A 23,943-nucleotide genomic window follows, 5' to 3' on the forward strand; every position below is an offset into this window, starting at 1 on the left:
GGCCGTTTTTGTTACTGCGAGCGGTTTATTCGCTCTTCTCTTCCTGCGCTTCCACCGACTGGCCGTAGGTGTCCAGCGCAATCCCGAAATCGCTGATGAACTCCGGCTCGCTCAGCCAGGCCTGGGCGGTCTCGCGATCCATGCCATCGGCCCACATGCGGTAGTCGATCAGCATGTCGGCGGCCAGGTGAGTGGCAGCCATGCCTTCGTTCTCGGCGTTTTCCATGTCCAGCAGATCAGGATGATCGACGATGATGAACGCCAGCTCACGCAACAGCGTCAGGAGCATTTCGTTGCGGCTGACGGCTTCGGCGTCGCGCATCTTGCTGAACATCGCCAGGGTGTATTCCGGGATCGGCTCGGCCAGGTGACCGAGGTCATCGTCCTGCGCCAGCGGTTTGCGACCGACCATGCGGATTTGCTTGGCTTTGGCCTTGGCGCGTTTGGCGCGTTTCTGTTGCTTGTTCAGGGATGCCATGGGAACTCAGTTTTTCTGTTGGGTTTGTGCGGCGATTGCGTCGGACGCGGCCACATAGTCTTTCTGGAAATCCGGCGATTCGATCCACGCCAGAGCGCCAGCCTCGTCCGTCTCGGTGGCCCACTGGCGGTACTCGATCAGCGCGGCGAGGATGAAGTCCATCGCGCCTTCTTCGCCTTCCTGCTCGTACACCAGCTCCAGCAGCGGGTCTTCGAGGAACGCGGTGCACAGGGCCTGCTGGCTGATCTTTTCGGCGTCGATCATTTTCTTGAACAGTTCGGTCAGGTCCACCGACTCGAAATCGATGCGGTCGTCGTTCGGGTCCAGCTCGACCGGCGCTTCCGCACGTTTGGTGCGGTTCTGCTTGGCCTTGGTCTTGGCCCGGGCGGCGCGTTTTTGCTGCTTGTTGGCGGAAGCCATGGTGTGTGTTCCGTGGTGCGTTAAAGGGCTTGGCTGCGTGGGATTGTGCGCCCCGGTGTGTCGGAGGCCAGTTCGCCGGTCTGCAGCCAGGTCAGAGCGATGGGCCATAGTGTGGCTTGGTATGCGCTGCGAAAAAAGGCGAAATGTCCGACTTGCTGTTCGCCGATGTCCTGCGGCTCGATTCGCAGGTGGGTCTTCTGCGCATTCTGGAAGTAAGCCAGCAGGCGTTCGATGGCGGGAATCGTGCCGTAGGGATCGTCGCTGATGCTGATTGCCAGGGCTTTGGCCCGGACGTTGGCGAAGGGCAAGTCCGCCATGGTTCTCCCGCTCGGGCGCCGCTCGTAACGCGCGGCAGGCGTGCTCCAGTCGCGCACCACACCGGCAGGCGTGTCTTCCAGCCAGCCAAGTCGTTTGCCCGGAAAGTAGCCACAGAGCAGCGTGACTAGCGGCATCAGCAGGTGCCATTTGCCGAACATTCGCCAGCGATGCTCGGGCGCGTAATCGCGCCAGTAAGCGAATTGCGCGCCGACCGTCACCAGTCGTCGGATTATCTTTCCGGACGCCCCCAGGCCTGCTGCGCAGCCACCGAAGCTGTGTCCGACCACATCGATCGGCTGCCCGGGAAACTCTCGCTGCGCGCGTTTGAGCATCGCCTCGAAATCCAGCGCGCCCCAATCCGTCCACGAAGCCTGCAAATGCCTCATCGACTTCGGCCGCGACTCGCCAATGCCCCGGTAGTCGTAAATGATCACGTCGAAGCCGTTGGCGAACAGATAGGCCGCGAAGCGCGAGTAGTGGCGGCAGCGCACGGACGTGGCGGCGTTGATGATCACCACCGGGCGTTGTGGATCCGTTGAGGCGTGACGCCAGGTGAAACCGCCGAGCAGATAGCCGTCGGCGGCGGGCTCTTGGAAGGGCTCGCTTTCAATGTCGGATGCTTGGCCAAGTGGATGTGGCGCAGTTTGTAGGTTCACGGGTTTCGAGCCTGGCTAGGACGGGTCGAGAATGAACTTCACGCGGGATGTAACGCAATGACTTGGTACGCAGTGCGTACCGGATTGACGGTTCGATTAGGCGGTCGCCAATCCGTGACGCAGTGCGTCATGAATTGGCTGGAAGATACCTCTGCTGTAGTCCTTTTCGCATTCAAGGCAACTCCCAATCGTTCTAAAACCCGCCCCGCAAGAAAAAATCTAAAAAGAGGTAACGATTGGGTTCCACGAGAGCCCGGGAGTCGTCCTCATGAAACGCGTTCTTTCATTCGTGCTGCCCCTTGCCGCTGCGGCGGTACTGCTGTTTCCGATCATGGCGCAGGCTGCGAGTCTGGAGCCGATCGACAATTCCGCTGTGCAGGTTCAACAGCAAGAGCAAAACGGCGTTCGCTATCTGGCCGGCGGGATTGGTGAAGATGAGTCGAAAGCCATTCAGCAATCCGCGGGCTACAACCTGCACATGACCTTCGCTGTCGGTACGCAAAACGAATACACCGCCGATGTCGACGTGGCGATCCAGAAAGCCCCCGGTCAAACCGTGCTGACGCTGAATCAGACCGGGCCATTGGTGTACGTTCAGTTACCGCCAGGCAAGTACACGGTCGTCGCCACCCGCAAGGGTGAAACGCGTCGGGATGTGGCGCAAGTAGGCGGCGGTGCTGCGCGCAATCTGGTGTTCCACTGGAGCGACAACACCTAACGTCGCCGACGGTCACGCCCGGGTGGCGTGACCGTCGCGGTGCGTCCCATCCAGATCAGAAGCCAGGCAGCGCCCGACAGGAAGAGTGCGAAGAGGCAGTGCGTGGCAACAGTGAACCAGAAGTCGAAGGACTGTTCGGCCTGTGAATACACGGCGAAGTGTTTCCCCCGAGCCATGTTGCTGATGCGTCCCTGAATCAGGCCGTTCACCGTTTCATAAGTGATCAGGCCTACGCAGAGGGTCAGTACGGTGCCGAGAGCGATCATCAACCAGTCGGTGCGTTTTACGGGCGGCGCGGGGTGGGGCAGGGGAACGCGGGTTCTTTTCTGGTTCATCGCGGGGATGACCCTCTTCCTTAAGGGTTGAGCAACGTATCGCGAACTCCGGCCTGCAAGAAGGGCGGGATCGGGCCGTCATCAAATCGCAGGCATAAAAAAACCCTGAATCTTGCGATTCAGGGTTTTCGGTATTTGGTGCCCAGAGACGGAATCGAACCGCCGACACGGGGATTTTCAATCCCCTGCTCTACCGACTGAGCTATCTGGGCAACGGGGCGCATTAAAAGGGTTTTTCGGATTTACGTCAACGACTTTTTTAAAATTTCTTAAATTAATTCCGTCGCTTACGATCCGACCCCCGATTTCGCGGGGTTTACTCTGCAGGCGGAACGTAGCCTTCCGCTTGAGCGTATTCCTCGCCGGAGAAGTACTTGTCCATTTCGCCCTGAAGAAATTTGCGGTCTTCGGCGTTCATCATGTTCAGGCGTTTTTCGTTGATCAGCAGGGTCTGGTGTTTCTGCCAGTCGGCCCAGGCCTTGGCCGAGACGTGTTCGAAGATGTCCTGGCCCTTGGCGCCCGGGTACGGTGGGCGCTCCAGACCTTCGAGTTGTTCTTTGTACTTGCGGCACATTACGGTGCGGGTCATGTCGACTCTCCTGCATTCAAGACGGCGGCCGCGCGTTCGAGCAAGGTCTTGACCGGGGCGGCGAGGCCCAGGCGCGGCGGGGTGGCGAGGTTATACCAGAGCCAGTCGGCCTCGGCCACGTGACCGCCGGCCTCCTGCACCTGAACCAGCCAGGGTTCGATGGACAGCTGGAAGTGGCTGAAGGTGTGGACCAGGCTCGGCAGCGCCTGCTGCTCGCCCAGTTCCAGCGAGTGCTGCGCAGCGAGGTGTTGCAGGTCGTCGAGGCCATCGAGTTCCGGCAGGCTCCACAAACCGCCCCACAATCCGCTGGACGGGCGGCGATAAAGCAGAATCGCGCCCTCCTCGTTGGCCAGCAGCGGCATCAGCGTGCGTTTCTGCGGGATAGCCTTGCGCGGTTTGGGGATCGGGTAACGCGTCTCCAGGCCGAGCATGTGCGCTTCGCAGCCCTTTTCCAGCGGACACAGGAGGCAGCTCGGCTTGCTGCGGGTGCAGAGCGTGGCGCCCAGATCCATCATCGCCTGGGTGTAGGCGTTGACCCGATCCTGCGGCGTAAAGCGCTCGGCGTTGGCCCACAGCTGTTTGGCGACCTTTGGCTCGCCGGGGTAGCCCTCCTGCGCGGTAAAGCGCGCCAGCACCCGTTTGACGTTGCCGTCGAGGATTGGCGCGCGCAGGCCCATGCTGATGCTGGCGATCGCGCCAGCGGTGGACAGGCCGATGCCCGGCAGCTCGGTAAGCTTCTCGACATCGCGCGGAAACTCGCCGCCATACTGGCTGACGACGATTTTCGCGGTCTTCTGCAAGTTGCGCGCGCGGGTGTAGTAACCCAGGCCCGTCCACAGGTGCAGCACCTCGTCCTCCGGCGCTTCGGCCAGGGCTTCGACCGTCGGCAGTGCCGCCATGAACCGGTCGAAGTAATTGAGCACGGTGCTGACCTGAGTCTGCTGCAACATGATCTCGGACACCCACACCCGATACGGGTTGATGTTCTGTTGCCAGGGCAAATCATGGCGTCCGTGGCGGTCGAACCATTCCAGCACCGCCGTGGAAAACTGCTCCGCTCTCATCGCTTGAACAGCCCCTTCAATGCGTTTTTCAGTTCCGGGCTGACTTTGTCACCCAGTTTCTCGTCGATTTTTTCGCTGATCTTGTCGCCGGCCAGTTTGCTCGCGACCTGGCCCATGCGTTCGTTGTCCACGCGGCAGGCCTTGGCGCCCAGTTCCAGCGGGCCACGGCAACGCAGCGGCCATTCGATGCCGACGAATTTGTCGCCGACCTGGCAGGCCGGGTCCGGCATGGCGCTGGTGTCACCTTCGACGATGATGCCGACGCGATAGTCCATGCCCAGCACTTTGAGGTCGATATCGCCGTCACCGTTGACGCTCATGCCGGGGATGCGCACTTTCAGGTCCGGGTTGCTGGCCACGCCGTTGCGGAAGGTCAGGTTGCCCTTGAGCTCCTGGAACGGCGTGTCCTTGCCGCGCGGCTCGCCGCTCAGGGATTTGCGGTTAAGGGTGGCGATGCCCTTGCACAGTTGCTGTTCAAGGTTGGCGTTGAGCAACACGCCGTTGTTGATCACGAAGCTGGCGTTGCCGTTGAGGGTTTCGATCAGCGCCTGCTGGCTGTTGCCGCTACCGGTGACGGTGCTGGTGAGATTGACCAGACCCTTGACCGGCGGATTCTTGCCCTGGCTTTCGAGGATTTTCTCCACCGGCACCCGGTTGATCCGGGTTTGCAGGTTCAGCACCGGCGCGGTCTGGCGCACGTCCAGCGTGCCCTTGGCTTCGAAGTCGCCGTTGTACAACTCGCCGCGCAGGTTCTCCAGGGTCAGCAGGCCACCCTGGCCGGTGGCTTTCAACGCGGCGTTCTGGATCGGCAGCTTGTCGAGGGTCAACTGGCCGAAGGTCAGGTCGGCATTTACGTCGAGTTTGCTCAGGCGCTCGACAGGAAACAGGCGCTCGGTGCTCCAGGCGCTTTTGCTCGGTTTTTCCGGCAGCGGTGTGCTGCCGGCACCCGCCATCGCATCGGCCTCGGTACTGGCGACTTCGGCCTGACGGACCTGGGTAGCGTTATTGGCTTTTTCCGATTTCGGCGGCAGATAACGGTCGACGTTGAAGGTGTCGGCCTTGAGGATCGCTCGCAGCGATTGCTTGGCGAAATCTTCGACGGCGATGCGGCCGCTGAAGCTGCTGTCGTCGAGTTTCAGGTTGATGTTGTCCAGTGACACGCTGGTCGGCGTCGCGGCGACACGGCTGACCAGTTCAACCTTGCTCAGGCTGCCTTCGGCCATGGCCGGCAGGGTCTGGCCGATGCTGTCGACGAATTTCGCCAGGTCGAACTGGGCGATGGAAATCCCGCCGGTGATCTGTGGCGTCTTGTCCAGGTCGTTGGCCTTCAGTTCGCCCAGGGCGCGCAGCTGATTGACCGAGAGCTTGATGCCAGTCCATTCGGCGACGTTGGCGGCCTTGTCCAGCAACAGTTGGCCTTGAGCGGCGAAGGTCACGGTCTTGCCTTGCAACGGATCGCCGGCGACCTCGCCGGACAGCTTCAGGTCTTCGAACTTGTAGCGTTGCAGGGCGCGCTCGAAGCGCAGCTCGCCGTTGAGCTCGGTGCGCACCCGCAGCACTGGCTGGTTGGTGCCGAGGAACGCGGTGGCTTTGACCGGGATGTTGGTCGAATCGTGAACCGCGCCGGTGCTCAGCTGGATGCTTTCGGCGCTGAATTGCTTGCCGGTCAGCTCGTCGTTGTATTCCACGCGGGCGTTGTTGACGGTCAGGCTGTCGATGTCGAGGCGGATCGGCTGGGCCGGTTTTTCCGGTTGCGCAGGGGCCTCGGGGGCGGTTTCGGCCGTGGTGGTTGGCGCCGGGGCGCTGCCGGCCTTGGGCGGCACCTTGCCGATGTCTTCCCAGTTGCCATGACCATTCTTGTCACGGTTCAGGCGCAGGTTCAGGCCTTCGACGCGCACGTCGCTCATCTGCACTTCTCGGCGCAGCAGCGGCAGCACGCGAACGGACAGGCCGAGCATCTGCAGGTCGGCGAACGGTTCGGCAGGCTTGGCCAGGGTCGCGACGCTGGCCTCGTGCAGTTCCAGGCCGAGCCACGGGAACAGGCTCCAGCCGATGTCGCCATTGAGCGTCAGCTCGATGTGGGCCTTGTCGCGGGCAATCTGGCGGATCTCGTCTTTGTAGTCGTTGGGATCAAACAGGTGGGTCAGGGCGAAGCCCGCCGCCACAATGATCAGCAACAGCCCGAGAAGTACCAGACCCAGGATTTTGCCGAACGCTTTCATGGGCGAGTCCTTGTAAGTAGTCGAATTCGTAATTTAGCCGGGGAGTATAGCGCTGCATCAACCCGCGCTGTTGCGGTGTCCCGTGCAGCCTGCTGAACCTTGATGTACAGCGCTTCGACAACGATCGGCATCGGGGTTCCCCGGCATCAGGAGATCAGATGACTCAAAAAAGGTGATATCAGTTTGGTTTTTCTGTCACGTGCAAATGGTAACCTTCGCCCGTTCGTACGCCCATCTGCGACTTAACGTCGCGCTTTCAAGGAGCTTCACCCGCAAAAAAACGGTCATGCCTGCGTGCATAAAGGCCGGGGTGGGCAGTGGCTGGCGAACCATACTAATAATTGGGGGATACACAATGAGCACGACCATTACGGCGGACGGCTTCAAAGCCGATCAGCCCGGGTTCCTGTCCAAGGAACGCATCATCGCCAAGCCCGGTTTCAACCGTTGGCTGGTCCCGCCGGCCGCTCTGGCCATTCACCTGTGCATCGGCATGGCCTACGGCTTCTCGGTGTTCTGGTTGCCGCTGTCCAAGGCGCTGGGCGTCACCGCGCCGGTGGCTTGCGCACCGGACATGAGCTTCATCGCACAAGTGTTCTCGTCGCAATGCGACTGGCCGATCTCCATGCTCGGCTGGATCTACACCCTGTTCTTCATCTTCCTCGGCTGCTCGGCAGCGATCTGGGGTGGCTGGCTCGAACACGCCGGGCCACGCAAGGCCGGCGTTGTATCGGCACTGTGCTGGTGCGGCGGTCTGCTGATTTCTGCGCTGGGGATCTATACCCACCAGATCTGGCTGATGTGGATCGGCTCCGGCGTGATCGGCGGTATCGGTCTGGGCCTGGGCTACATCTCGCCGGTTTCGACCCTGATCAAGTGGTTCCCGGACAAGCGCGGCATGGCGACCGGCATGGCAATCATGGGTTTCGGTGGTGGCGCGATGGTCGGTGCTCCGCTGGCAACCGCTCTGATGAGCCATTTCGCTTCGCCGGCTGGCGTGGGCGTGTGGCAGAGCTTCGTGGCCATGGCTGCGATCTACTTCGTGTTCATGATCGGTGGCGCCTTGGCCTACCGCGTACCGCCAACCGGCTGGAAGCCTGAAGGCTGGACCGCTCCGGCTAAGAAAGCCTCGAACGCGATGATCACCCACCGTCACGTTCACGTGAATGTGGCGTGGAAAACCCCGCAATTCCGTCTGGTGTGGCTGGTGCTGTGCCTGAACGTGTCTGCCGGTATCGGCATCCTCGGCATGGCTTCGCCACTGTTGCAGGAGGTGTTCGGTGGCAAGCTGCTGGGCAACGATCTGCCGTTCGGTCAGCTGGATGCCGGTCAACTGGCTTCCATCGCTGCGATTGCGGCCGGTTTCACCGGTCTGCTGAGCCTGTTCAACATCGGCGGTCGTTTCTTCTGGGCGTCGTTCTCGGACTACCTGGGCCGCAAGAACACTTACTTCGTGTTCTTCGCGCTGGGTTTTGCGCTGTACGCACTGATCCCGAACCTCGGTCACCTGGGCAACGTTGCGCTGTTCGTGGCGGCGTTCTGCATCATCCTGTCGATGTACGGCGGTGGTTTCGCGACCGTTCCAGCGTATCTGGCCGACCTGTTCGGTACGCAGATGGTGGGCGCGATCCACGGTCGTCTGCTGACTGCCTGGGCTGCCGCTGGCGTGCTGGGTCCGGTGCTGGTGAACTACCTGCGTGAGTATCAGCTGAGCATCGGTGTTGAACGCGCCGCTGCTTACGACATCACCCTGTACATCCTCGCTGGCCTGCTGGTGCTGGGCTTCCTGTGCAACCTGCTGGTGCGCCCGGTGGCCGACAAGTACTTCATGACCGACGCCGAACTGGCCGCCGAACAGGCGCTGGGCCACGACAAGGGTGCTGATGCCAGCACCGTGCTGGAGTGGAAAGCCGCGCCGGGCAGCAAGCCATTGGCGATCGCTGCGTGGCTGGTGGTGGGGATTCCGTTGGCGTGGGGTGTTTGGGTGACCCTGCAGAAGACGGCGGTTCTGTTTCACTAAGTTCGTTTACACCTGATCGTTCCCACGCTCTGCGTGGGAATGTCTCCCTGTGACGCTCTGCGTCACATTCGAAGTGGACGCAGAGCGTCCGGGGCTGCACTCCCACGCAGAGCGTGGGAGCGATCAGCGCCTTTCGATGCTTGTATGGACATGTCTATCCCCGACAGCACGGGGTTCTATCCGTCAGTCATTGCACCTCTCGTGTTTCTGTTTCGGCCCCGCGCCCCTATAATGGCTGCCTTTTTCGCCCAATGATTTTGCGGAGCTGGTGATGGCCGAACGTAAGGCGTCTGTCGAGCGCGACACTCTGGAAACCCAGATCAAAGCCTCGATCAACCTTGATGGCACCGGAAAGGCCCGATTCAATATCGGTGTTCCTTTTCTTGAGCACATGCTGGATCAGATCGCCCGTCACGGGTTGATCGACCTGGATATCGAATGCAAGGGCGATCTGCATATCGACGACCACCATACGGTGGAAGACGTCGGTATCACCCTCGGCCAGGCCTTCGCGCAAGCCATTGGCGACAAGAAAGGCATCCGTCGCTACGGCCACGCCTACGTGCCGCTCGATGAAGCGCTGTCGCGCGTGGTGATCGACTTCTCCGGCCGCCCAGGCCTGCAGATGCACGTGCCGTACACCCGCGCCACCGTTGGCGGCTTCGACGTCGACCTGTTCCAAGAATTTTTCCAGGGCTTCGTCAACCACGCACTGGTCAGCCTGCACATCGACAACCTGCGCGGCACCAACACCCACCACCAGATCGAAACCGTGTTCAAGGCATTCGGCCGCGCGCTGCGCATGGCCGTCGAGCTGGATGACCGCATGGCCGGCCAGATGCCTTCGACCAAGGGCGTCCTGTAATGCAGACGGTTGCAGTTATCGACTACGGCATGGGCAACCTGCACTCGGTGGCCAAGGCCCTCGAGCACGTCGGTGCCGGCAAGGTGCTGATCACCAGCGATGCGGCAGTGATCCGCGAAGCTGACCGTGTGGTTTTCCCCGGTGTCGGCGCGATTCGCGATTGCATGGCGGAGATCCGTCGCCTCGGTTTCGATTCGCTGGTGCGTGAAGTCAGTCAGGATCGTCCGTTCCTCGGCATCTGCGTCGGCATGCAAGCCTTGCTCGACAGCAGCGAAGAGAACGACGGCGTCGACTGCATCGGCCTGTTCCCGGGCGCGGTGAAGTTCTTCGGCAAAGACCTGCATGAAGACGGCGAGCACCTGAAAGTCCCGCACATGGGCTGGAACGAAGTGAAGCAGGCGGTGGATCACCCGCTGTGGCACAACATTCCGGACCTGGCGCGTTTCTACTTCGTGCACAGCTATTACATCGCCGCCGGTAACCCGCGGCAGGTGGTTGGCAGCGGTCATTACGGCGTCGATTTCGCCGCGGCGCTGGCCGAAGGTTCGCGTTTCGCCGTGCAGTTCCACCCGGAGAAGAGCCATACCCATGGCCTGCAATTGCTGCAGAACTTCGCGGCGTGGGACGGTCGCTGGTAAATGGCCGTCAAGAAATCCAAGCCGCCGATCCTGACCCTCACTCCCGAGCAGGAGAGTGAAGCCAACCGCAAGATTCAGCGGTTCATGGAGGATCGTTTCGAACTGGACCTGGGTTCGTTCGAGGCGGCGGAAATTCTTGAGCTGTTTACCCGCGAAATTGCTCCGCACTATTACAACAGGGCGATTTTCGATGTGCAGACCCACCTCAAGGAGCGGTTTGAAAGCATCGAAAGCGACCTGTGGGCGCTCGAGAAGAATTAGGGCAGCGGCAAGCTTCAAGCTGCAAGCTGCAAGAAGTACACACGCGTGCGCGCTTGCAGCTTATGGCTTGCAGCTTGCAGCTCTTTTGACGAAGGAAAAAGCATGCTGATTATTCCCGCTATCGATCTTAAAGACGGTGCCTGCGTACGTCTGCGCCAGGGCCGCATGGAAGATTCCACAGTGTTCTCCGATGACCCGGTGAGCATGGCTGCCAAGTGGGTGGAGGGCGGCTGCCGCCGTCTGCATCTGGTCGACCTGAACGGCGCTTTCGAAGGCCAGCCGGTCAACGGCGAAGTGGTGACCGCGATCGCCAAGCGCTACCCGACCCTGCCGATCCAGATCGGCGGCGGCATCCGTTCGCTGGAAACCATCGAGCACTACGTCAAGGCGGGCGTCAGCTACGTGATCATCGGCACCAAAGCGGTGAAGGATCCGGCGTTCGTCGCTGAAGCCTGCCGCGCGTTCCCGGGCAAGATCATCGTCGGTCTGGATGCCAAGGACGGTTTTGTCGCCACCGATGGCTGGGCTGAAATCAGCACCGTGCAGGTTATCGATCTGGCCAAGCAGTTTGAAGCCGACGGCGTGTCCTCGATCATTTATACCGACATCGCCAAAGACGGCATGATGCAGGGCTGCAACGTTCCGTTCACCGCCGCGCTGGCGGCTGCCACCAAGATCCCGGTGATCGCTTCCGGCGGCATTCACAACCTGGGTGACATCAAGTCGCTGCTCGACGCCAAGGCACCGGGCATCATCGGCGCCATCACCGGCCGGGCGATCTACGAAGGCACTCTCGACGTCGCCGAAGCGCAAGCTTTCTGCGATTCGTACCAAGGCTGAGGACTGACCATGGCGCTGGCCAAACGCATCATCCCTTGCCTGGACGTGGACAACGGCCGGGTCGTCAAAGGTGTGAAGTTCGAGAACATCCGTGACGCCGGCGACCCGGTGGAAATCGCCCGTCGCTACGACGAGCAGGGTGCCGACGAGATTACCTTTCTCGACATCACCGCCAGCGTCGATGGCCGTGACACCACGCTGCACACCGTCGAGCGCATGGCCAGTCAGGTGTTCATTCCGCTGACCGTCGGCGGTGGCGTGCGGACCGTGCAGGACATCCGCAACCTGCTCAACGCCGGTGCGGACAAGGTGTCGATCAACACCGCTGCTGTGTTCAACCCGGAATTCGTCGGCGAAGCGGCGCAGCATTTCGGCTCGCAATGCATTGTCGTCGCCATCGACGCAAAGAAGGTTTCGGGCCCGGGCGAAACCCCGCGCTGGGAGATCTTCACCCACGGCGGTCGCAAACCGACCGGCCTCGACGCCGTCGAGTGGGCGAAGAAAATGGAAGGCCTGGGTGCCGGTGAAATCCTCCTGACCAGCATGGATCAGGACGGCATGAAAAACGGCTTTGACCTCGGCGTGACCCGCGCCATCAGCGATGCGCTGGGCATTCCGGTGATCGCTTCCGGCGGCGTCGGCAACCTGCAGCATCTGGCTGACGGCATCCTTGAAGGCCACGCCAGCGCAGTATTGGCGGCGAGTATTTTCCACTTCGGCGAATACACCGTTCAAGAAGCCAAGGCCTACATGGCGCACCGCGGCATCGTGATGCGCTAGCAAGCATCCCCTTTGGAGGAGTAGCTTCAAAGGGGCTGCAGGTCTGGTGAGTTAAAGCGTGTTGAGCTGGTCAACCCTTACCTCTGACCTGTCATCTGATCGGTCATACGCAACACTGCATAGTGTGGCAGGCAAATCCTTTTTGAGAAGATAGACTTCCATATACTCCGACTTTGGGCTGAATCCATCGGGGGCTTGACAGTCAGTGCTGTCGGATGGACCGACTTTGTAGGAGTACATTTTGCTTGCCCCTTCCGAAGTCACCAAAATATAAGCGGGTCTTTTTTTCAGGCTGAGATCAGGAAGCGGAACGATTTCGTCCTCAATCAGAACGATAGGCAGCGACAAGGCATTTCGTAAGAGTCCTGGCGGTAACTCTGACCTGGAAGAGTTTGTGCCAATGATGCAAAGGAAATAACGCCCGGTTCTGGAACCTATCTTGGTATTGATGATGGAGTTTTCGGCACTGATCGCGGCGGAATAGTGCAAGGGGTTTTCGCATTGTTTTGCCACGCGTACTGTCTTGTGACGATAGAACGCTGTGTCGATCGAGAACCGGTAATCCCAAGTCGGTGCTATGGCATAGCCGCTTTCCGATATCTTGATTTTCTTGTATTTGGCGGAGGTTGGCTTGTCTGTTTCTACATTGAATGTCGGATAGAGTTCGCAGTAGTTTTCAAATAGAAAGCCAGATCGGAAGCAACTTCTCAGGTGGGGTACGAGACTTCCGTAAAGATTGCCTTGGATTGCAGAGTAACCTTTTCTCGTTGGTATACAGGGTTCGTTCAGGTCGCAAGGAGCTATGGGCGGATGCTCGTTACCAGTACCCACGACACCGATGATTTCATTGGTGTAGCGATCAAGCAGCGGTGCTCCTGAGACACCTCCTTTATTACTCTTGCAACGAGTCTTGAAGTTATTACGCCACACCCAATCTCCTTCAATGATGTCCGGAGAGGATTTGAGCGTGCAGGCTGTCATTTCAAGCGTTCGATACTGTGGCGCTCCCACAACCAGAACGTCCGAATTGAGGGCGGGTGTGCCCGTGGCCAGCTTCAGAGGTTTTATCCCGTCCTCCATAAGTGTTTTCAGGCTGACATCAAGTTGGACGATGGCGATGTCGACACCTTGCATGCTGCGCCATTTCACGTTTTTCAGGTTGTAGGTTTTATGTTTTTCGACATCGTCAAAGTAATTAAAGGTCATGGTTCCTTGTATGGGTTGGTTTTGCATGATCTGGCCGTTGGACAGGTTGATGCAATGGCCAGCAGTCAGAACATAAGCCGGAGGGCGCTGGACGCCTGTTGTTTCCAGCGTATCAAGCAAGGTAGCGGTGCAAGTGGAGCCGGTCGTCAGGCGACCGATACCCTGCCAGTGATCGCGTGAGCCATCGCGGTTATCCAGGGGGATTGCAGGTAACAGACGCTTAACGCCTTCGCCATAGTCGTGACTGGCCGCGATGCAGGTGGAAAAGAAGAGTCCTAATGTGCAGAACAACAGTAATTTGATTGAATACATCGTTAACGCTCTTGGGTTTATTGGTTAAAGCACAACGGTGGTGCTGGATTACGCCAATAAACCAGGGATCAAGAGCGGCGCGGTGGTAGTTATCTACTACCCAAGGATTGGTTTTCCAGAATGGAAGACCTGATCGGTATGAAGTCATAACGCCAGTAGACAGCATGGCGTACCCAAGGCACTCTTGGGCACGCCATGGATTTCGGTAGCCCGACATGATCAAACGCCTGCTTCTCGCCCTCGCCAGTGCCTCCGTGTTGTTGATCAACACCGGCCACGCCGAGGAAAGTCCCGACACCGATCTGGTGCTCCTCACCGAAAACTTCCCGCCGTACAACATGGCGAAGAACGGCAAGAATTTCGCCCAGGACGAAAACATCAACGGCATCGCCACGGACATCGTGCGCGAGATGTTCAAGCGTGCCGGCATCACTTACAGCCTGACCCTGCGTTTCCCATGGGAGCGGGTCTACAAGCTGGCGCTGGAGAATCCCGGCTACGGTGCGTTCGTCATGGCACGCCTGCCGGATCGCGAAAAGCTCTTCAAGTGGGTCGGCCCGATCGGCCCGGACGACTGGGTCATGCTGGCCAGGGCCGACAGCAAGATCACCCTCGAAACACTCAATGACGCGCGCAAGTACAAGATCGGCGCCTACAAGGGCGATGCGATTGCCGAGACTCTGACCAAGCAGGGTTTGAAGCCGGTGGTGGTGCTGCGTGATCAGGACAACGCGAAAAAACTCGTCAGCGGCCAGATCGACCTCTGGGCCACCGGCGATCCTGCCGGACGTTATCTGGCGCGGCAGGATGGCGTGACCGGGTTGAAAACCGTACTGCGTTTCAACAGCGCCGAACTGTATCTGGCGCTGAACAAGGACGTGCCGGACGAAGCCGTTGCCAAGCTTCAGGCGGCGCTCGAACAGATGCGCAAGGACGGCGTGGTCGACGAGATCATGGGGCGGTATCTGTAATTTCTGGCGACTCTGGTAACTCGGGAGATTCCGGCTGTTCCGGCACTGACGGGAGTGGCACCATGGCGTCACTCGCGACTTCTGGCGGGTATTCGAGCCAGTGCAGGCTGTTTCTGTCTGAGTACCTGAAGTTGATGGCGGTTTCCGTTCGGTTGTCCCGCCAGAGATCGTAGTTACTCTGCAGTTGATACAGCGCCATCATCTTGTGTTTCGTCACGTTGGCGGCGACCGCCACGATGTCCGGCGTGGTCCATCCGATGCTCGAGGTTTCGGTGTGGGTGAAGGTTTCGCCCAGCCTTGCCGAGAACCTTATCGGCCGTTCAACCGTTGAGTCGCTCGCTGGCCAAACCCCCGGGACCTGTATTGCACTGATGCGGTTGAAAAGCCGCAGATCGCGGCGGCTCAGAACACGAGGCAACGTCCAGTGAAACAGGCTGCTCTTGTCAGTCGTGTTATGGCTGGAGCCGATGAGCACATACCGGTCAGTCCTTTGCAGGTAATAGTAGGGCGATTGGCGGAATCTCTTCAGTGATGGCTGACCGTGGTCTTCCACCGCAAACCAGGGCAGCCTGGCAGTGTGGGTCGGTTGCGAGGGCTCGAGCGGTTCCGGCGCTTCGAATCCTGACAGTTCCGGAAGTTCAGGCGCTGGATTGCTCTGTACCGTAATCTGCATTCGCAATGAATAGGCTTCGGCTTCATTCTCGGGGCTGTCAGAGTTGCCGGAAGCGATGAACGTGCCTGCCGTGAAGTTGATCGCACCTGCATCGGCAACCGGAGGAGCGATGCTCCAGGCGCTGAAATACTGGCGGGAACGATCTCCCCGATCATTCCAGATCAACTCGGCGACACTGGCCTCAATCACCAGATCTTCGCGCACGCAACGTACCGAGCTCAGTAAAGGCTTTTCGTGGTTGATGGAGCACACCGTTCCCAGTGCCACATACCCCTCAGGCGCGATCGGCCGCCATAGCGTCCCCCCCGCCGGCGTCGAGGTTGCATCGCTCCAGATTTCTTCGAAATCATCCGGTGGACTGAGTGCATTTGTTTGCGCGGTTTCGCCATTTGCGGCAAGGCCTTCGCGGACAACGGCCACGATCTTGCTGCCATTGATATTGCCGTTGCCGGAGATGGCGACGTCCCCGAGGGGGTAAAAGCCAGGCAGCGAGTCGGGGGATGGCACCGGACGCCAGAGCGCGCAGGGTGTCGATCCCGAGCCATTGCAGTTCCAGATCCGCTGGAATTCGGTGGTGAAGTTGATCAGCAGGTTATCGACCTGGATCGACTCCATTGGCCTGTCGGCCGTGGTTTCACTGTTTTCGCTGTTCATGGTCATTCCTGATAGTGAAAGGCGACTCGTGGTCGCGACCTGTTGCAGGTCTCAATATCCGGAATTGGCCAAGGGGACGGGCGGTAACTATTTATCGGGTGTGGCGGGGTACTACCGGTAAATGCCGTTGTGGCCGTGAGCGGCTGTAGCGCGATTGCTGCGCACACTGATCATCTGCTTGATGTCGATCCACTCGATGCCCTGAGCTTTCAATTTGGGTAGTTCGCGCTCCAGCACCGCCAGCGTCTGTGGATAAGGGTGGCCGATCATCACGGCCGAACCCTGTTTGTGCGCCAGACTGATCGCTGTCTGCAATTGAGTCAGGATCGCCGCTTCTGTGCGCTCGTCATCGAGAAACACATCCCGCGAAACACTCGCCAGATCAATCTTCTGTGCCTGTTGCGCAGCGACGGTCTGGGCGCTGGTGCGGCTGTCGACGAAGAACTTGTGGCGACGCTGCAACTCGCCCATCAACCACGCCATGGCCACCGGCTGCGCAGTCATGCGGCTGCCCATGTGGTTGTTGATGCCAGCGGTGTAGGGGACCATTCTGAACGCAGCGTTCAGGCGTTTTTCGAGTTCTTCGATGGGCAGTTCGGGATGCCAGGCGAACGGGCCGGTGGCCGGGTCCATCGGCATGTGCAGGATCACGACCTTGCCGGCGCGATGAGCTTCGCGGGCGAATTCGGTGGCGTGCGGGGTGTCGGGCATGATCGCTGTAGTCACCGGCCCGGGGAGGGCCAGCACGCGACGATCCCGGGGCAGGTTCTGCCCCAGGTCGTCGATGATCAGCGTCAGGTAGGCTTTTTGAGGTGTTGGTCTGGCAGGTTCTGCGTGAGCAGCACCCGCCAGGCAGCACAGCAGGACAAAGACGAAACGCAAAGACATCCTCAACGGCCGGACGTGATGCTCAGGCCTTTGAGCAGGCTCAGGGCCTGGGCCAGCTGGTAATCGTCATCCTGCGGCATCGCCTTGGCCTTGCCGCCGGAACCGGTCGGTTTGTCCGCGCCGCCGTTGCCGTTGCCCAGGTGACCTTGCAGGTCGGCTTCCTTGAAGTAGTCGCCGTCCGCTTCGTTGGTGATCTTGGCCTTGCGTACTTCGATGTCCGGAACAATGCCCTGGGCCTGGATCGAGCGGCCGTTCGGCGTGAAGTACAAAGCGGTGGTGATCTTCAGTGCGCGGTCGTTGTTCAGCGGCAGCACGGTCTGCACCGAGCCCTTGCCGAAACTGGTGGTGCCCATGACCACGGCGCGTTTCTGGTCCTGCAGGGCGCCGGCGACGATTTCCGAGGCCGAGGCACTGCCACCGTTGATCAGCACGACCATCGGCACCGCTTCGCTTTCGTCCTTGCCGGTGGCGGAGAAGCGCAGTTCGGAATTGGCGATCCGGCCCTTGGTGTAGACGATCAGGCCTTTGGTGATGAAGTGGTCGACCACTTCGACCGCTGCCTGCAACACGCCGCCCGGGTTGTTGCGCAGGTCAAGGATGATGCCGTTGAGCTTCTTGCCGTTGTCCTTGCGCAGCTTGGCCAGGGCTTTGGAGACCTCTTCGCCGGTCTTGACCTGGAACTGGGTGATGCGGATCAGGCCGTAGCCCGATTCCAGCAGTTGCGCCTTGACGCTCTTCACCTGGATCACGGCGCGAGCCAGGGTTACATCGAACGGCGTACCGCCGTCGCGGACCAGGGTCAGGGTGATCTTCTGGCCGATCTTGCCGCGCATCTTGTCCACGGCTTCGGTCATGGTCTGGCCACGGGTCGGCGCGCCGTTGATCTTGACGATGAAGTCGCCTGCCTGGATGCCGGCCTTCGATGCTGGCGTATCGTCGATCGGCGACACGACCTTGATGAAGCCGTCTTCGGCGCCGACTTCGATGCCCAGGCCGCCGAACTCGCCGCTGGTGCTTTCCTGCAACTCGGCAAAGTCTTCAGGGCCGAGGTAGGCGGAGTGCGGATCGAGGTTGCTGAGCATGCCCTTGATCGCGTTTTCCAGCAGGGTCTTGTCGTCCACCGGCTCGACGTAGGCCGCCTTGATCCGGTCCATGACCTCGGCAAAGGTGCGCAGCTCTTCCAGCGGCAACGGCGCCTTGCTGGTGGCGGCAGTGCCTGCCGGAGCGACAGCCGGGGCCGGTTGAGCGGCAAACGCCAGAGGCGCGCCGATCACCAGGGCGATCGTCAGGGCCAGCGAGGTAAGGCGGGACAAATGCAGCATGTCGAACGAACTCCTGAATTAGGCGGCGCGCTTATCCTTGCGCGCGGCACCATTGCGCCGGATCACTCGGGTGACCCTGCTGACGAATTGCGAAATACAGCGCTGGTGTGTCCTGACCGCCACTGTTACCCACAGTGGAGATGGACTCACCGGCTTTTACCACGTCACCCGCCGACTTGAGCAGCGTCTGGTTGTGACCGTAAAGACTCAGAAAACCGTTGCCGTGATCAAGGATCACCAGCAGCCCGGCACCGCGCAGCCAGTCGGCAAACACCACGCGCCCGCCGTGTACGGCATGCACCTGGCTGCCGGCGGAGGCGCTGATCATCACGCCGTCCCACTTGGTGCGGGCATCGTCGCCACGGGTTTCACCGAAGCGTGCCAGCAGTCGACCATCAACCGGCCATGGAAGTTTTCCCCGACTTGACGCAAAAGGGCCACCGAAGGTCTCGCCGCTGCTGGAAACCAGCGCGCCAGGTGTGGGTCTGGCTTGTTTTCGCGGGGCGTCGCTGGTGTCCGAGTCCGCATCGGCGCGGGCTTGGGCCTCACGCAAGCGCTTTTTTTCGGCTTCCTGCTGGGCGATGAGCGCTTTCTGCCGCGCTTCTTCTGCCTCACGAGCCTGGCGGGCCAGGGTTTCTTCAATGGTTTTAAGGACTTTAGACAGGTCTGCCTGATCCTGCTCGCGGGCGGCCAGTTTCTGGTCCCGGGCTTTCACGTCGTCATTGAGTTTGGCAAGGGCCTGCTGGCGCTCCTTGCGGACCTTGTCGAGCGCTTCGCGCTGAGTGTCGAGATCGCTTTGCTGCGCCAGCAACTGCGCCTGCTGCACGCCGATGTCTTTTTCGACGTTGGCCAGTTGGCGCAGGGTTTCGTTGAAGCTTTTAAGCTGCTCCAGGCGAGCCTGGCTCAGGTAGTCGTAATAGGTGAGGGTGCGGGCGAATTTCTCGGGATTCTGCTGGTTGAGCAGCAGCTTGAGGTATTCCTGGCGACCGTTCTGGTAGGCGGCGCGGGCCTGGATGGCGATCAGTCGCTGCTGTTCAGTGCGCGCGCTCTGGAGTTTTTTTTTCTCCGCATCGAGCCGCTGCAGCTCGGATTCGCTCTTCTTCAGCTCTTTCTGCAGGGCTTCGACCTGTTTCTCGAGCTTGCCCATCTCGGTTTCGGTGCCCTTGAGCTCCTTTTGCACGCCGGATTTTTCTTCCTGGAGCTTGCCCAGCAGTTTTTTCAGCTCGGCGATGTCCTGGCGCGTGGCGTCCAGTTGCTGTTGGGTTTGCGCGCGCTCATCCGCAAAGGCCGGTTGGAGCAGGCATGTCAGAGCGAGGGCGATCAGGACGCGAAGCATAGAGGCGGGCGGCACCAGGGTAAGGGACGGCCTAGTATGCCCGCCCGACGCGGCAAAAAAAACGCCTCAAAGCCAACTGCTTTGAGGCGTTCGTCATAAAAAGCCGTTTCAGGCTGATTACAGGGCGTTTTTGATATCAGACCAGAATCGAAGTGCCAGTCATTTCCGCCGGTTTTTCCAGACCCAGCAGTTTCAGCATGGTCGGCGCCACGTCCGCCAGCACGCCACCTTCGCGGACTTTCAGGTCACGCTTGCCGACATAGATGAACGGCACCGGCTCGGTGGTGTGCGCGGTGTGGGCTTGCCCGGTGGATTCGTCGGCCATCTGCTCGACGTTGCCGTGGTCGGCGGTGATCAGCGCTTCGCCGCCGACTTTTTCCAGTGCTTCGACGATGCGACCCACGCAGGTGTCCAGGCACTCCACGGCTTTCACCGCGGCTTCGAACACGCCGCTATGGCCGACCATGTCGCCGTTGGCGTAGTTGACCACGATCACGTCGTAGCGCTGGTTCTCGATGGCCTCGACGATGCGGTCGGTGACTTCCGGCGCGCTCATTTCCGGCTGCAAGTCATAGGTGGCGACTTTCGGCGACGGGATCAGGATGCGCTCTTCGCCCGGGAACGGCTCTTCACGACCGCCGGAGAAGAAGAAGGTCACGTGGGCGTATTTCTCGGTTTCGGCGATGCGCAGCTGGGTCTTGCCGTTTTTCGCCAGGTAGTCGCCGAGCACGTTTTCCAGGCTGCCCGGGGCAAAGGCGGCGGGGGCCGGGATGCTGGCGGCATATTGGGTCAGGCCCACGTACTGCACTTGCGGCTGGCGCGCGCGCTCGAATTCCTTGAAACCGTCTTCGACAAACACGCGGCTCAGCTCGCGGGCGCGGTCGGCGCGGAAGTTCATGAACACCACGGCGTCGCCGTCTTCGACCTTCACCGGCTCACCGATGCTGGTGGCTTTGACGAATTCGTCGCTCTCGCCACGTGCGTAAGCGGCTTCCAGACCTTCCTGGGCAGTGGCGGCGTTAAATTCGCCGTGGCCATCAACGATCAGGTTGTAGGCCTGGGACACGCGATCCCAACGGTTGTCGCGATCCATGGCGTAGTAGCGGCCGATCAGGCTGGCGATGCGGCCCTTGCCGAGCGCCTGGAAGGTCGCGTCGAGCAGTTCGATCGACGAGGCTGCGCTTTTCGGCGGGGTGTCACGGCCATCGAGGAAGGCGTGCAGGTAGATCTTTTCGGCGCCGCGCTTGAAGGCCAGTTCGGCCATCGCGATCAGGTGATCCTGATGGCTGTGAACGCCGCCATCCGAGAGCAGGCCCATGAAATGCACGGCCTTGCCGGCGGCCACGGCCTTGTCCACGGCGGCGCAGATGGTCGGGTTCTCGAAGAACTCACCGTCGCGGATCGCTTTGGTCACACGCGTGAAGTCCTGATACACCACGCGGCCGGCGCCGAGGTTCATGTGGCCGACTTCGGAGTTGCCCATCTGGCCGTCCGGCAGACCGACGTCCATGCCGCTGCCCGAGATCAAGCCGTTCGGCACGGTGGCCCACAGGCGATCCAGCACAGGCTTTTTGGCCGCATAGACGGCGTTGGATTCGGGGCTGTCGCTGTGACCGAAGCCGTCGAGAATCATCAGGACCAAAGGTTTAGGCGTGGTAGTCATGGAATCCACTCGTGGCTAATAAGAAGAGGGCGATGGAAAAGGGAGTTGGAGTTTAAAGCGAAGTTCCGGCGGCGTCACCGCCGGACGGGGTTTGGCCGACCATAGTGGCTGTGTATACTGGCCGACATTTTAACGCCCTGGAACCTCCTTCGATGGTTGCTCACCTGATTGAATTTGCCACTAACCACTACATTCTTGTCGGTATCTTCGTCGTACTGCTGGCTTTGCTGCTGGCGCATACGGTGCAGGGCGGCGGTAAAAGCCTGAGCACGGGCGAGCTGACCGCACTGGTCAACAAGGAAGCCGGCGTGGTGGTGGACATCCGTCCGAGCAAGGACTACGCCGCCGGTCACATCGTTGGCGCGGTGAACATTCCCCAGGACAAACTGGCTGCCCGCATCGGCGAGCTGGAAAAACACAAGGCCAAGACCATCATTCTGGTCGACGCCCTGGGCCAGACCGCCGGCACCCACGCCCGCGAACTGATGAAGGCCGGCTTCACCGCCGCCAAGCTGTCCGGCGGGATTTCCAGCTGGAAAGGCGACAACCTGCCGTTGGTGAAGTGACATGAGCGACGTCATCGTCTACTCCAGCGATTACTGCCCTTACTGCTCGCGCGCCAAGTACCTGCTCGCGAACAAAGGCGTGGCCTTCGAAGAGATCAAGGTCGATGGCAAGCCGCAGGTGCGCGCCGCCATGGCCCAGAAGGCCGGACGCACGTCCGTGCCGCAGATCTGGATCGGCGACACCCACGTCGGCGGATGTGATGATTTGTATGCCTTGGAGCGCGCCGGCAAGCTCGACGCGCTGCTCAAGGCCTGAACTGCTGCACCTGCAAACCAAGAACCCTAAAAGACCCAAGATCAGAAAGGATCTGAGATGACTGACCAACAGAACACTGCAGCCAGCGAAGAAGAAACCGCACCGCAATTCTCCTTGCAGCGCATCTACGTACGCGACCTGTCCTTCGAAGCCCCGAAAAGCCCGGCGATTTTCCGCCAGCAGTGGGATCCGGCGGTCGCTCTGGATCTGAACACCCGCCAGAAAGCCTTGGAAGGTGATTTCTACGAAGTCGTGCTGACCCTGTCCGTCACCGTGAAAAACGGTGAAGAAGTGGCCTTCATCGCTGAAGTGCAGCAGGCTGGCATCTTCCTGATCAAGAACCTGGACGCGGCTTCGATGAGCCACACCCTGGGTGCGTTCTGCCCGAACATCCTGTTCCCGTACGCTCGCGAAACCCTGGACAGCCTGGTGACCCGCGGTTCGTTCCCGGCCCTGATGCTGGCCCCGGTGAACTTCGACGCCCTGTACGCGCAAGAGCTGCAGCGCATGCAGGAATCCGGCGAGACCCCGACCGTTCAGTAAGCGGTCGATGCAACAACGAAAAAAAGCGCCGTTACAGGCGCTTTTTTCTTGGGCGATCGAGTGGCATTACTTGAAGTCGTTCTGCCGCCACGCTTCGTACACGGCCACTGCTACGGTGTTGGACAGGTTCAGGCTGCGGCAGCCTTCGCGCATCGGCAGGCGCAGGCGCTGTTCGCCGGGCAGGGCGTCGAGCACTTCCGGCGGCAGGCCACGGCTTTCCGGGCCGAAGATGAACGCATCGCCCGGGACGAACGCGGCATCGTGAAACGGCCGCGAACCCTTGGTGGTGAAGGCGAACAGCCGTGGATGACCGAGGCTTTCCAGGCAGCTGGCGAGGTCGGCATGGCGCTGCAAAGTGGCATACTCGTGGTAGTCGAGACCGGCGCGGCGCAGGCGCTTGTCGTCCATCTCGAAGCCCAGCGGTTCGATCAAATGCAGGTGGCAGCCGCTGTTGGCGCACAGCCTGATAACGTTGCCGGTGTTCGGCGGAATTTCCGGTTGAAAAAGGATGACGTGAAACATGCACGGCTCCGAAGGTAAAGATGACGCGCATTCTACGCCGCAAGCGGATCCGCGTTCGAAACTATTCCCGCGGGTGATGGCATCGCTGGCGATCGTCGGTGTGATGGTCGGGATGATGATCGGTCGTTTGACCACGCCTGACCCGACCGTCTTGCAGCAGGTCGAGGTGATCGATGATGGTCTGGCGGTGTGGTTCAACAACGAGCCGAAGCTGCACGGCGAGATCGTCGATGGCAGCCTCGCGTTGCTGTTCGAGGCCGAAGGCAAGGCGCAGAAAGGTCAGCTCAAGTTCAACGGCAAGGACGTGAACTGGCGGACGCGGTTGAGTGACGGGGGATTGTTGCTGACGCTGGTGGCGGCACGGCCGCTGCAGGGCGACTGGGCCGGCCAGGCGGTCGATGACCGCTGGCGGCTGGAGATCCATCTCCGGGAGCAATAAAAGAGGGAATCCCCGGCCTGCCTGTACCAAGGTTCCCGAAACGGGCGGGCTCATCGCATCGCGTTCTGAGCCGGTGTAAAGAAGGAACCCCTGACCTGCCTGTATCAAGGGCCCCAAAAGGGTGGACTCATCGAGTCCTGTGTAAAGAGGGGAATCCCCGGCCTGCCTGTACCAAGGCCCCCGAAAGGGTGGGTGAATCGAATCACCTGTAGGAGTTATTGCAGGGTGCGTGCCAGGTTTTCGCGTTTTGAAGCAAAAAAGCCCGGCACAACGACGAAGGCCCCGTAATACGGGGCCTTCGTCTTTTCACAGGATGGGATTTTCAGCGGTTTACAGTGCAAGCCTGAGCCAGTGGCTGTGCCCGATTAAGGGTCACGGTGCCTTGCGG

26 protein-coding genes and 1 tRNA gene are annotated in these 23,943 nt (G+C 60.4%); 12 read left to right on the forward strand and 15 right to left on the reverse strand.

Annotated elements, in window-relative coordinates:
• Positions 1–25 precede the first annotated feature (25 nt).
• Genes ABFB52_RS02625 through ABFB52_RS02635 form a run of 3 tightly spaced genes read right to left on the reverse strand, consistent with a single transcriptional unit; the run spans position 26 to position 1,872 of the window.
• Positions 26–478, reverse strand: a complete 453-nt coding sequence (locus ABFB52_RS02625; RefSeq protein ID WP_011332010.1) for a hypothetical protein — start codon at positions 476–478, stop codon at positions 26–28.
• A gap of 6 nt (positions 479–484) precedes the next feature.
• Entirely contained in the window at positions 485–898 is a 414-nt protein-coding gene (locus ABFB52_RS02630) for a hypothetical protein (RefSeq protein WP_064592813.1), read from the reverse strand.
• Positions 899–918: 20 nt separating this feature from the next.
• Positions 919–1,872 (reverse strand): alpha/beta fold hydrolase, encoded by a 954-nt coding sequence (locus ABFB52_RS02635; RefSeq protein ID WP_129973491.1) that lies wholly within the window; start codon positions 1,870–1,872, stop codon positions 919–921.
• 268 nt (positions 1,873–2,140) lie between these two features.
• Here ABFB52_RS02635 and ABFB52_RS02640 point away from each other — a divergent pair, with 268 nt between their 5' ends.
• Entirely contained in the window at positions 2,141–2,590 is a 450-nt protein-coding gene (locus tag ABFB52_RS02640) for a hypothetical protein (RefSeq protein ID WP_085746371.1), read from the forward strand.
• Here the strand turns inward: ABFB52_RS02640 and ABFB52_RS02645 are convergent.
• The 5 genes from ABFB52_RS02645 to ABFB52_RS02665 all read right to left on the reverse strand — a co-directional run bounded on the left by ABFB52_RS02645 (position 2,587) and on the right by ABFB52_RS02665 (position 6,800).
• The gene (locus ABFB52_RS02645) at positions 2,587–2,925 is read right to left on the reverse strand and encodes a hypothetical protein (RefSeq protein WP_085746372.1); all 339 of its coding nucleotides are present in this window, start codon (positions 2,923–2,925) and stop codon (positions 2,587–2,589) included. The two genes, ABFB52_RS02640 and ABFB52_RS02645, sit on opposite strands and share 4 nt — an antisense overlap.
• A gap of 136 nt (positions 2,926–3,061) precedes the next feature.
• A tRNA-Phe gene (locus tag ABFB52_RS02650) sits at positions 3,062–3,137 on the reverse strand.
• A gap of 104 nt (positions 3,138–3,241) precedes the next feature.
• Positions 3,242–3,514, reverse strand: a complete 273-nt coding sequence (locus ABFB52_RS02655; protein WP_007952551.1) for an oxidative damage protection protein — start codon at positions 3,512–3,514, stop codon at positions 3,242–3,244.
• Positions 3,511–4,578, reverse strand: a complete 1,068-nt coding sequence (gene mutY / locus ABFB52_RS02660) for an A/G-specific adenine glycosylase (RefSeq protein WP_129973490.1) — start codon at positions 4,576–4,578, stop codon at positions 3,511–3,513. The genes ABFB52_RS02655 and mutY overlap by 4 nt, the downstream gene beginning before the upstream one ends.
• Positions 4,575–6,800 carry an AsmA family protein gene (locus ABFB52_RS02665; RefSeq protein WP_129973489.1) on the reverse strand — a complete coding sequence of 742 codons (2,226 nt, stop codon included), beginning with the start codon at positions 6,798–6,800 and terminating at the stop codon, positions 4,575–4,577. Before ABFB52_RS02665 ends, mutY begins: the two co-directional genes overlap by 4 nt.
• A 355-nt stretch (positions 6,801–7,155) precedes the next feature.
• Here ABFB52_RS02665 and ABFB52_RS02670 point away from each other — a divergent pair, with 355 nt between their 5' ends.
• The 6 genes from ABFB52_RS02670 (at position 7,156) to hisF (ending at position 12,204) form a co-directional block, all read left to right on the forward strand.
• Complete coding sequence (locus ABFB52_RS02670) at positions 7,156–8,820, forward strand: OFA family MFS transporter (RefSeq protein WP_085608651.1); 1,665 nt, start codon at positions 7,156–7,158, stop codon at positions 8,818–8,820.
• 271 nt (positions 8,821–9,091) lie between these two features.
• Positions 9,092–9,685: an imidazoleglycerol-phosphate dehydratase HisB gene (gene hisB, locus ABFB52_RS02675; protein ID WP_007952547.1), complete on the forward strand. Its 594-nt coding sequence runs from the start codon at positions 9,092–9,094 to the stop codon at positions 9,683–9,685.
• The gene (gene hisH / locus ABFB52_RS02680; RefSeq protein ID WP_007952546.1) at positions 9,685–10,323 is read left to right on the forward strand and encodes an imidazole glycerol phosphate synthase subunit HisH; all 639 of its coding nucleotides are present in this window, start codon (positions 9,685–9,687) and stop codon (positions 10,321–10,323) included. Before hisB ends, hisH begins: the two co-directional genes overlap by 1 nt.
• Positions 10,324–10,584, forward strand: coding sequence for a DUF2164 domain-containing protein (locus tag ABFB52_RS02685; RefSeq protein WP_011332018.1), 261 nt, complete (start codon positions 10,324–10,326; stop codon positions 10,582–10,584).
• Between the two features lie 102 nt (positions 10,585–10,686).
• Positions 10,687–11,424, forward strand: a complete 738-nt coding sequence (gene hisA, locus ABFB52_RS02690; protein ID WP_129973488.1) for a 1-(5-phosphoribosyl)-5-[(5-phosphoribosylamino)methylideneamino]imidazole-4-carboxamide isomerase — start codon at positions 10,687–10,689, stop codon at positions 11,422–11,424.
• Between the two features lie 9 nt (positions 11,425–11,433).
• Entirely contained in the window at positions 11,434–12,204 is a 771-nt protein-coding gene (hisF, locus tag ABFB52_RS02695; protein WP_007897430.1) for an imidazole glycerol phosphate synthase subunit HisF, read from the forward strand.
• Positions 12,205–12,255: 51 nt separating this feature from the next.
• Here hisF and ABFB52_RS02700 read toward each other — a convergent pair whose 3' ends face one another.
• Positions 12,256–13,722, reverse strand: a complete 1,467-nt coding sequence (locus ABFB52_RS02700; protein ID WP_129973487.1) for a serine protease — start codon at positions 13,720–13,722, stop codon at positions 12,256–12,258.
• A 215-nt stretch (positions 13,723–13,937) separates the two neighbouring features.
• Here ABFB52_RS02700 and ABFB52_RS02705 point away from each other — a divergent pair, with 215 nt between their 5' ends.
• A complete protein-coding gene (locus ABFB52_RS02705) occupies positions 13,938–14,693 on the forward strand; it encodes an ABC transporter substrate-binding protein (RefSeq protein ID WP_085746376.1) in 756 nt (251 codons plus the stop codon).
• On the opposite strand, the gene ABFB52_RS02710 is transcribed toward ABFB52_RS02705, so the two are convergent.
• From ABFB52_RS02710 to gpmI, 5 genes are all read right to left on the reverse strand, one after another.
• Entirely contained in the window at positions 14,674–16,020 is a 1,347-nt protein-coding gene (locus ABFB52_RS02710) for a Vps62-related protein (protein ID WP_165369552.1), read from the reverse strand. The two genes, ABFB52_RS02705 and ABFB52_RS02710, sit on opposite strands and share 20 nt — an antisense overlap.
• A 111-nt stretch (positions 16,021–16,131) precedes the next feature.
• Positions 16,132–16,908: a divergent polysaccharide deacetylase family protein gene (locus ABFB52_RS02715; protein WP_085746378.1), complete on the reverse strand. Its 777-nt coding sequence runs from the start codon at positions 16,906–16,908 to the stop codon at positions 16,132–16,134.
• A 2-nt stretch (positions 16,909–16,910) separates the two neighbouring features.
• Positions 16,911–18,230 (reverse strand): S41 family peptidase, encoded by a 1,320-nt coding sequence (locus tag ABFB52_RS02720; RefSeq protein ID WP_085654441.1) that lies wholly within the window; start codon positions 18,228–18,230, stop codon positions 16,911–16,913.
• Positions 18,231–18,261: 31 nt separating this feature from the next.
• Positions 18,262–19,566 carry a murein hydrolase activator EnvC gene (locus tag ABFB52_RS02725; protein WP_085746379.1) on the reverse strand — a complete coding sequence of 435 codons (1,305 nt, stop codon included), beginning with the start codon at positions 19,564–19,566 and terminating at the stop codon, positions 18,262–18,264.
• Positions 19,567–19,702: 136 nt separating this feature from the next.
• Positions 19,703–21,229: a 2,3-bisphosphoglycerate-independent phosphoglycerate mutase gene (gpmI, locus tag ABFB52_RS02730; protein WP_102717657.1), complete on the reverse strand. Its 1,527-nt coding sequence runs from the start codon at positions 21,227–21,229 to the stop codon at positions 19,703–19,705.
• 152 nt (positions 21,230–21,381) lie between these two features.
• Here gpmI and ABFB52_RS02735 point away from each other — a divergent pair, with 152 nt between their 5' ends.
• Genes ABFB52_RS02735 through secB form a run of 3 tightly spaced genes read left to right on the forward strand, consistent with a single transcriptional unit; the run spans position 21,382 to position 22,594 of the window.
• A complete protein-coding gene (locus ABFB52_RS02735) occupies positions 21,382–21,795 on the forward strand; it encodes a rhodanese-like domain-containing protein (protein ID WP_007952524.1) in 414 nt (137 codons plus the stop codon).
• A gap of 1 nt (position 21,796) precedes the next feature.
• Positions 21,797–22,051: a glutaredoxin 3 gene (grxC, locus tag ABFB52_RS02740; RefSeq protein WP_007952522.1), complete on the forward strand. Its 255-nt coding sequence runs from the start codon at positions 21,797–21,799 to the stop codon at positions 22,049–22,051.
• A gap of 57 nt (positions 22,052–22,108) precedes the next feature.
• The gene (gene secB, locus ABFB52_RS02745) at positions 22,109–22,594 is read left to right on the forward strand and encodes a protein-export chaperone SecB (RefSeq protein ID WP_007909233.1); all 486 of its coding nucleotides are present in this window, start codon (positions 22,109–22,111) and stop codon (positions 22,592–22,594) included.
• A gap of 66 nt (positions 22,595–22,660) precedes the next feature.
• Here secB and ABFB52_RS02750 read toward each other — a convergent pair whose 3' ends face one another.
• On the reverse strand, positions 22,661–23,116 hold the full coding sequence (locus tag ABFB52_RS02750) for a tRNA (cytidine(34)-2'-O)-methyltransferase (RefSeq protein WP_007952520.1): 456 nt from the start codon (positions 23,114–23,116) through the stop codon (positions 22,661–22,663).
• Here ABFB52_RS02750 and ABFB52_RS02755 point away from each other — a divergent pair.
• Positions 23,115–23,555 (forward strand): hypothetical protein, encoded by a 441-nt coding sequence (locus tag ABFB52_RS02755; protein ID WP_045121688.1) that lies wholly within the window; start codon positions 23,115–23,117, stop codon positions 23,553–23,555. The genes ABFB52_RS02750 and ABFB52_RS02755 overlap by 2 nt on opposite strands.
• Positions 23,556–23,943 lie beyond the last annotated feature (388 nt).

It is taken from the genome of Pseudomonas sp. 9.2(2024) (genome assembly GCF_039695385.1).
In the GTDB taxonomy this organism is placed as follows: domain Bacteria; phylum Pseudomonadota; class Gammaproteobacteria; order Pseudomonadales; family Pseudomonadaceae; genus Aquipseudomonas; species Aquipseudomonas paraglycinae.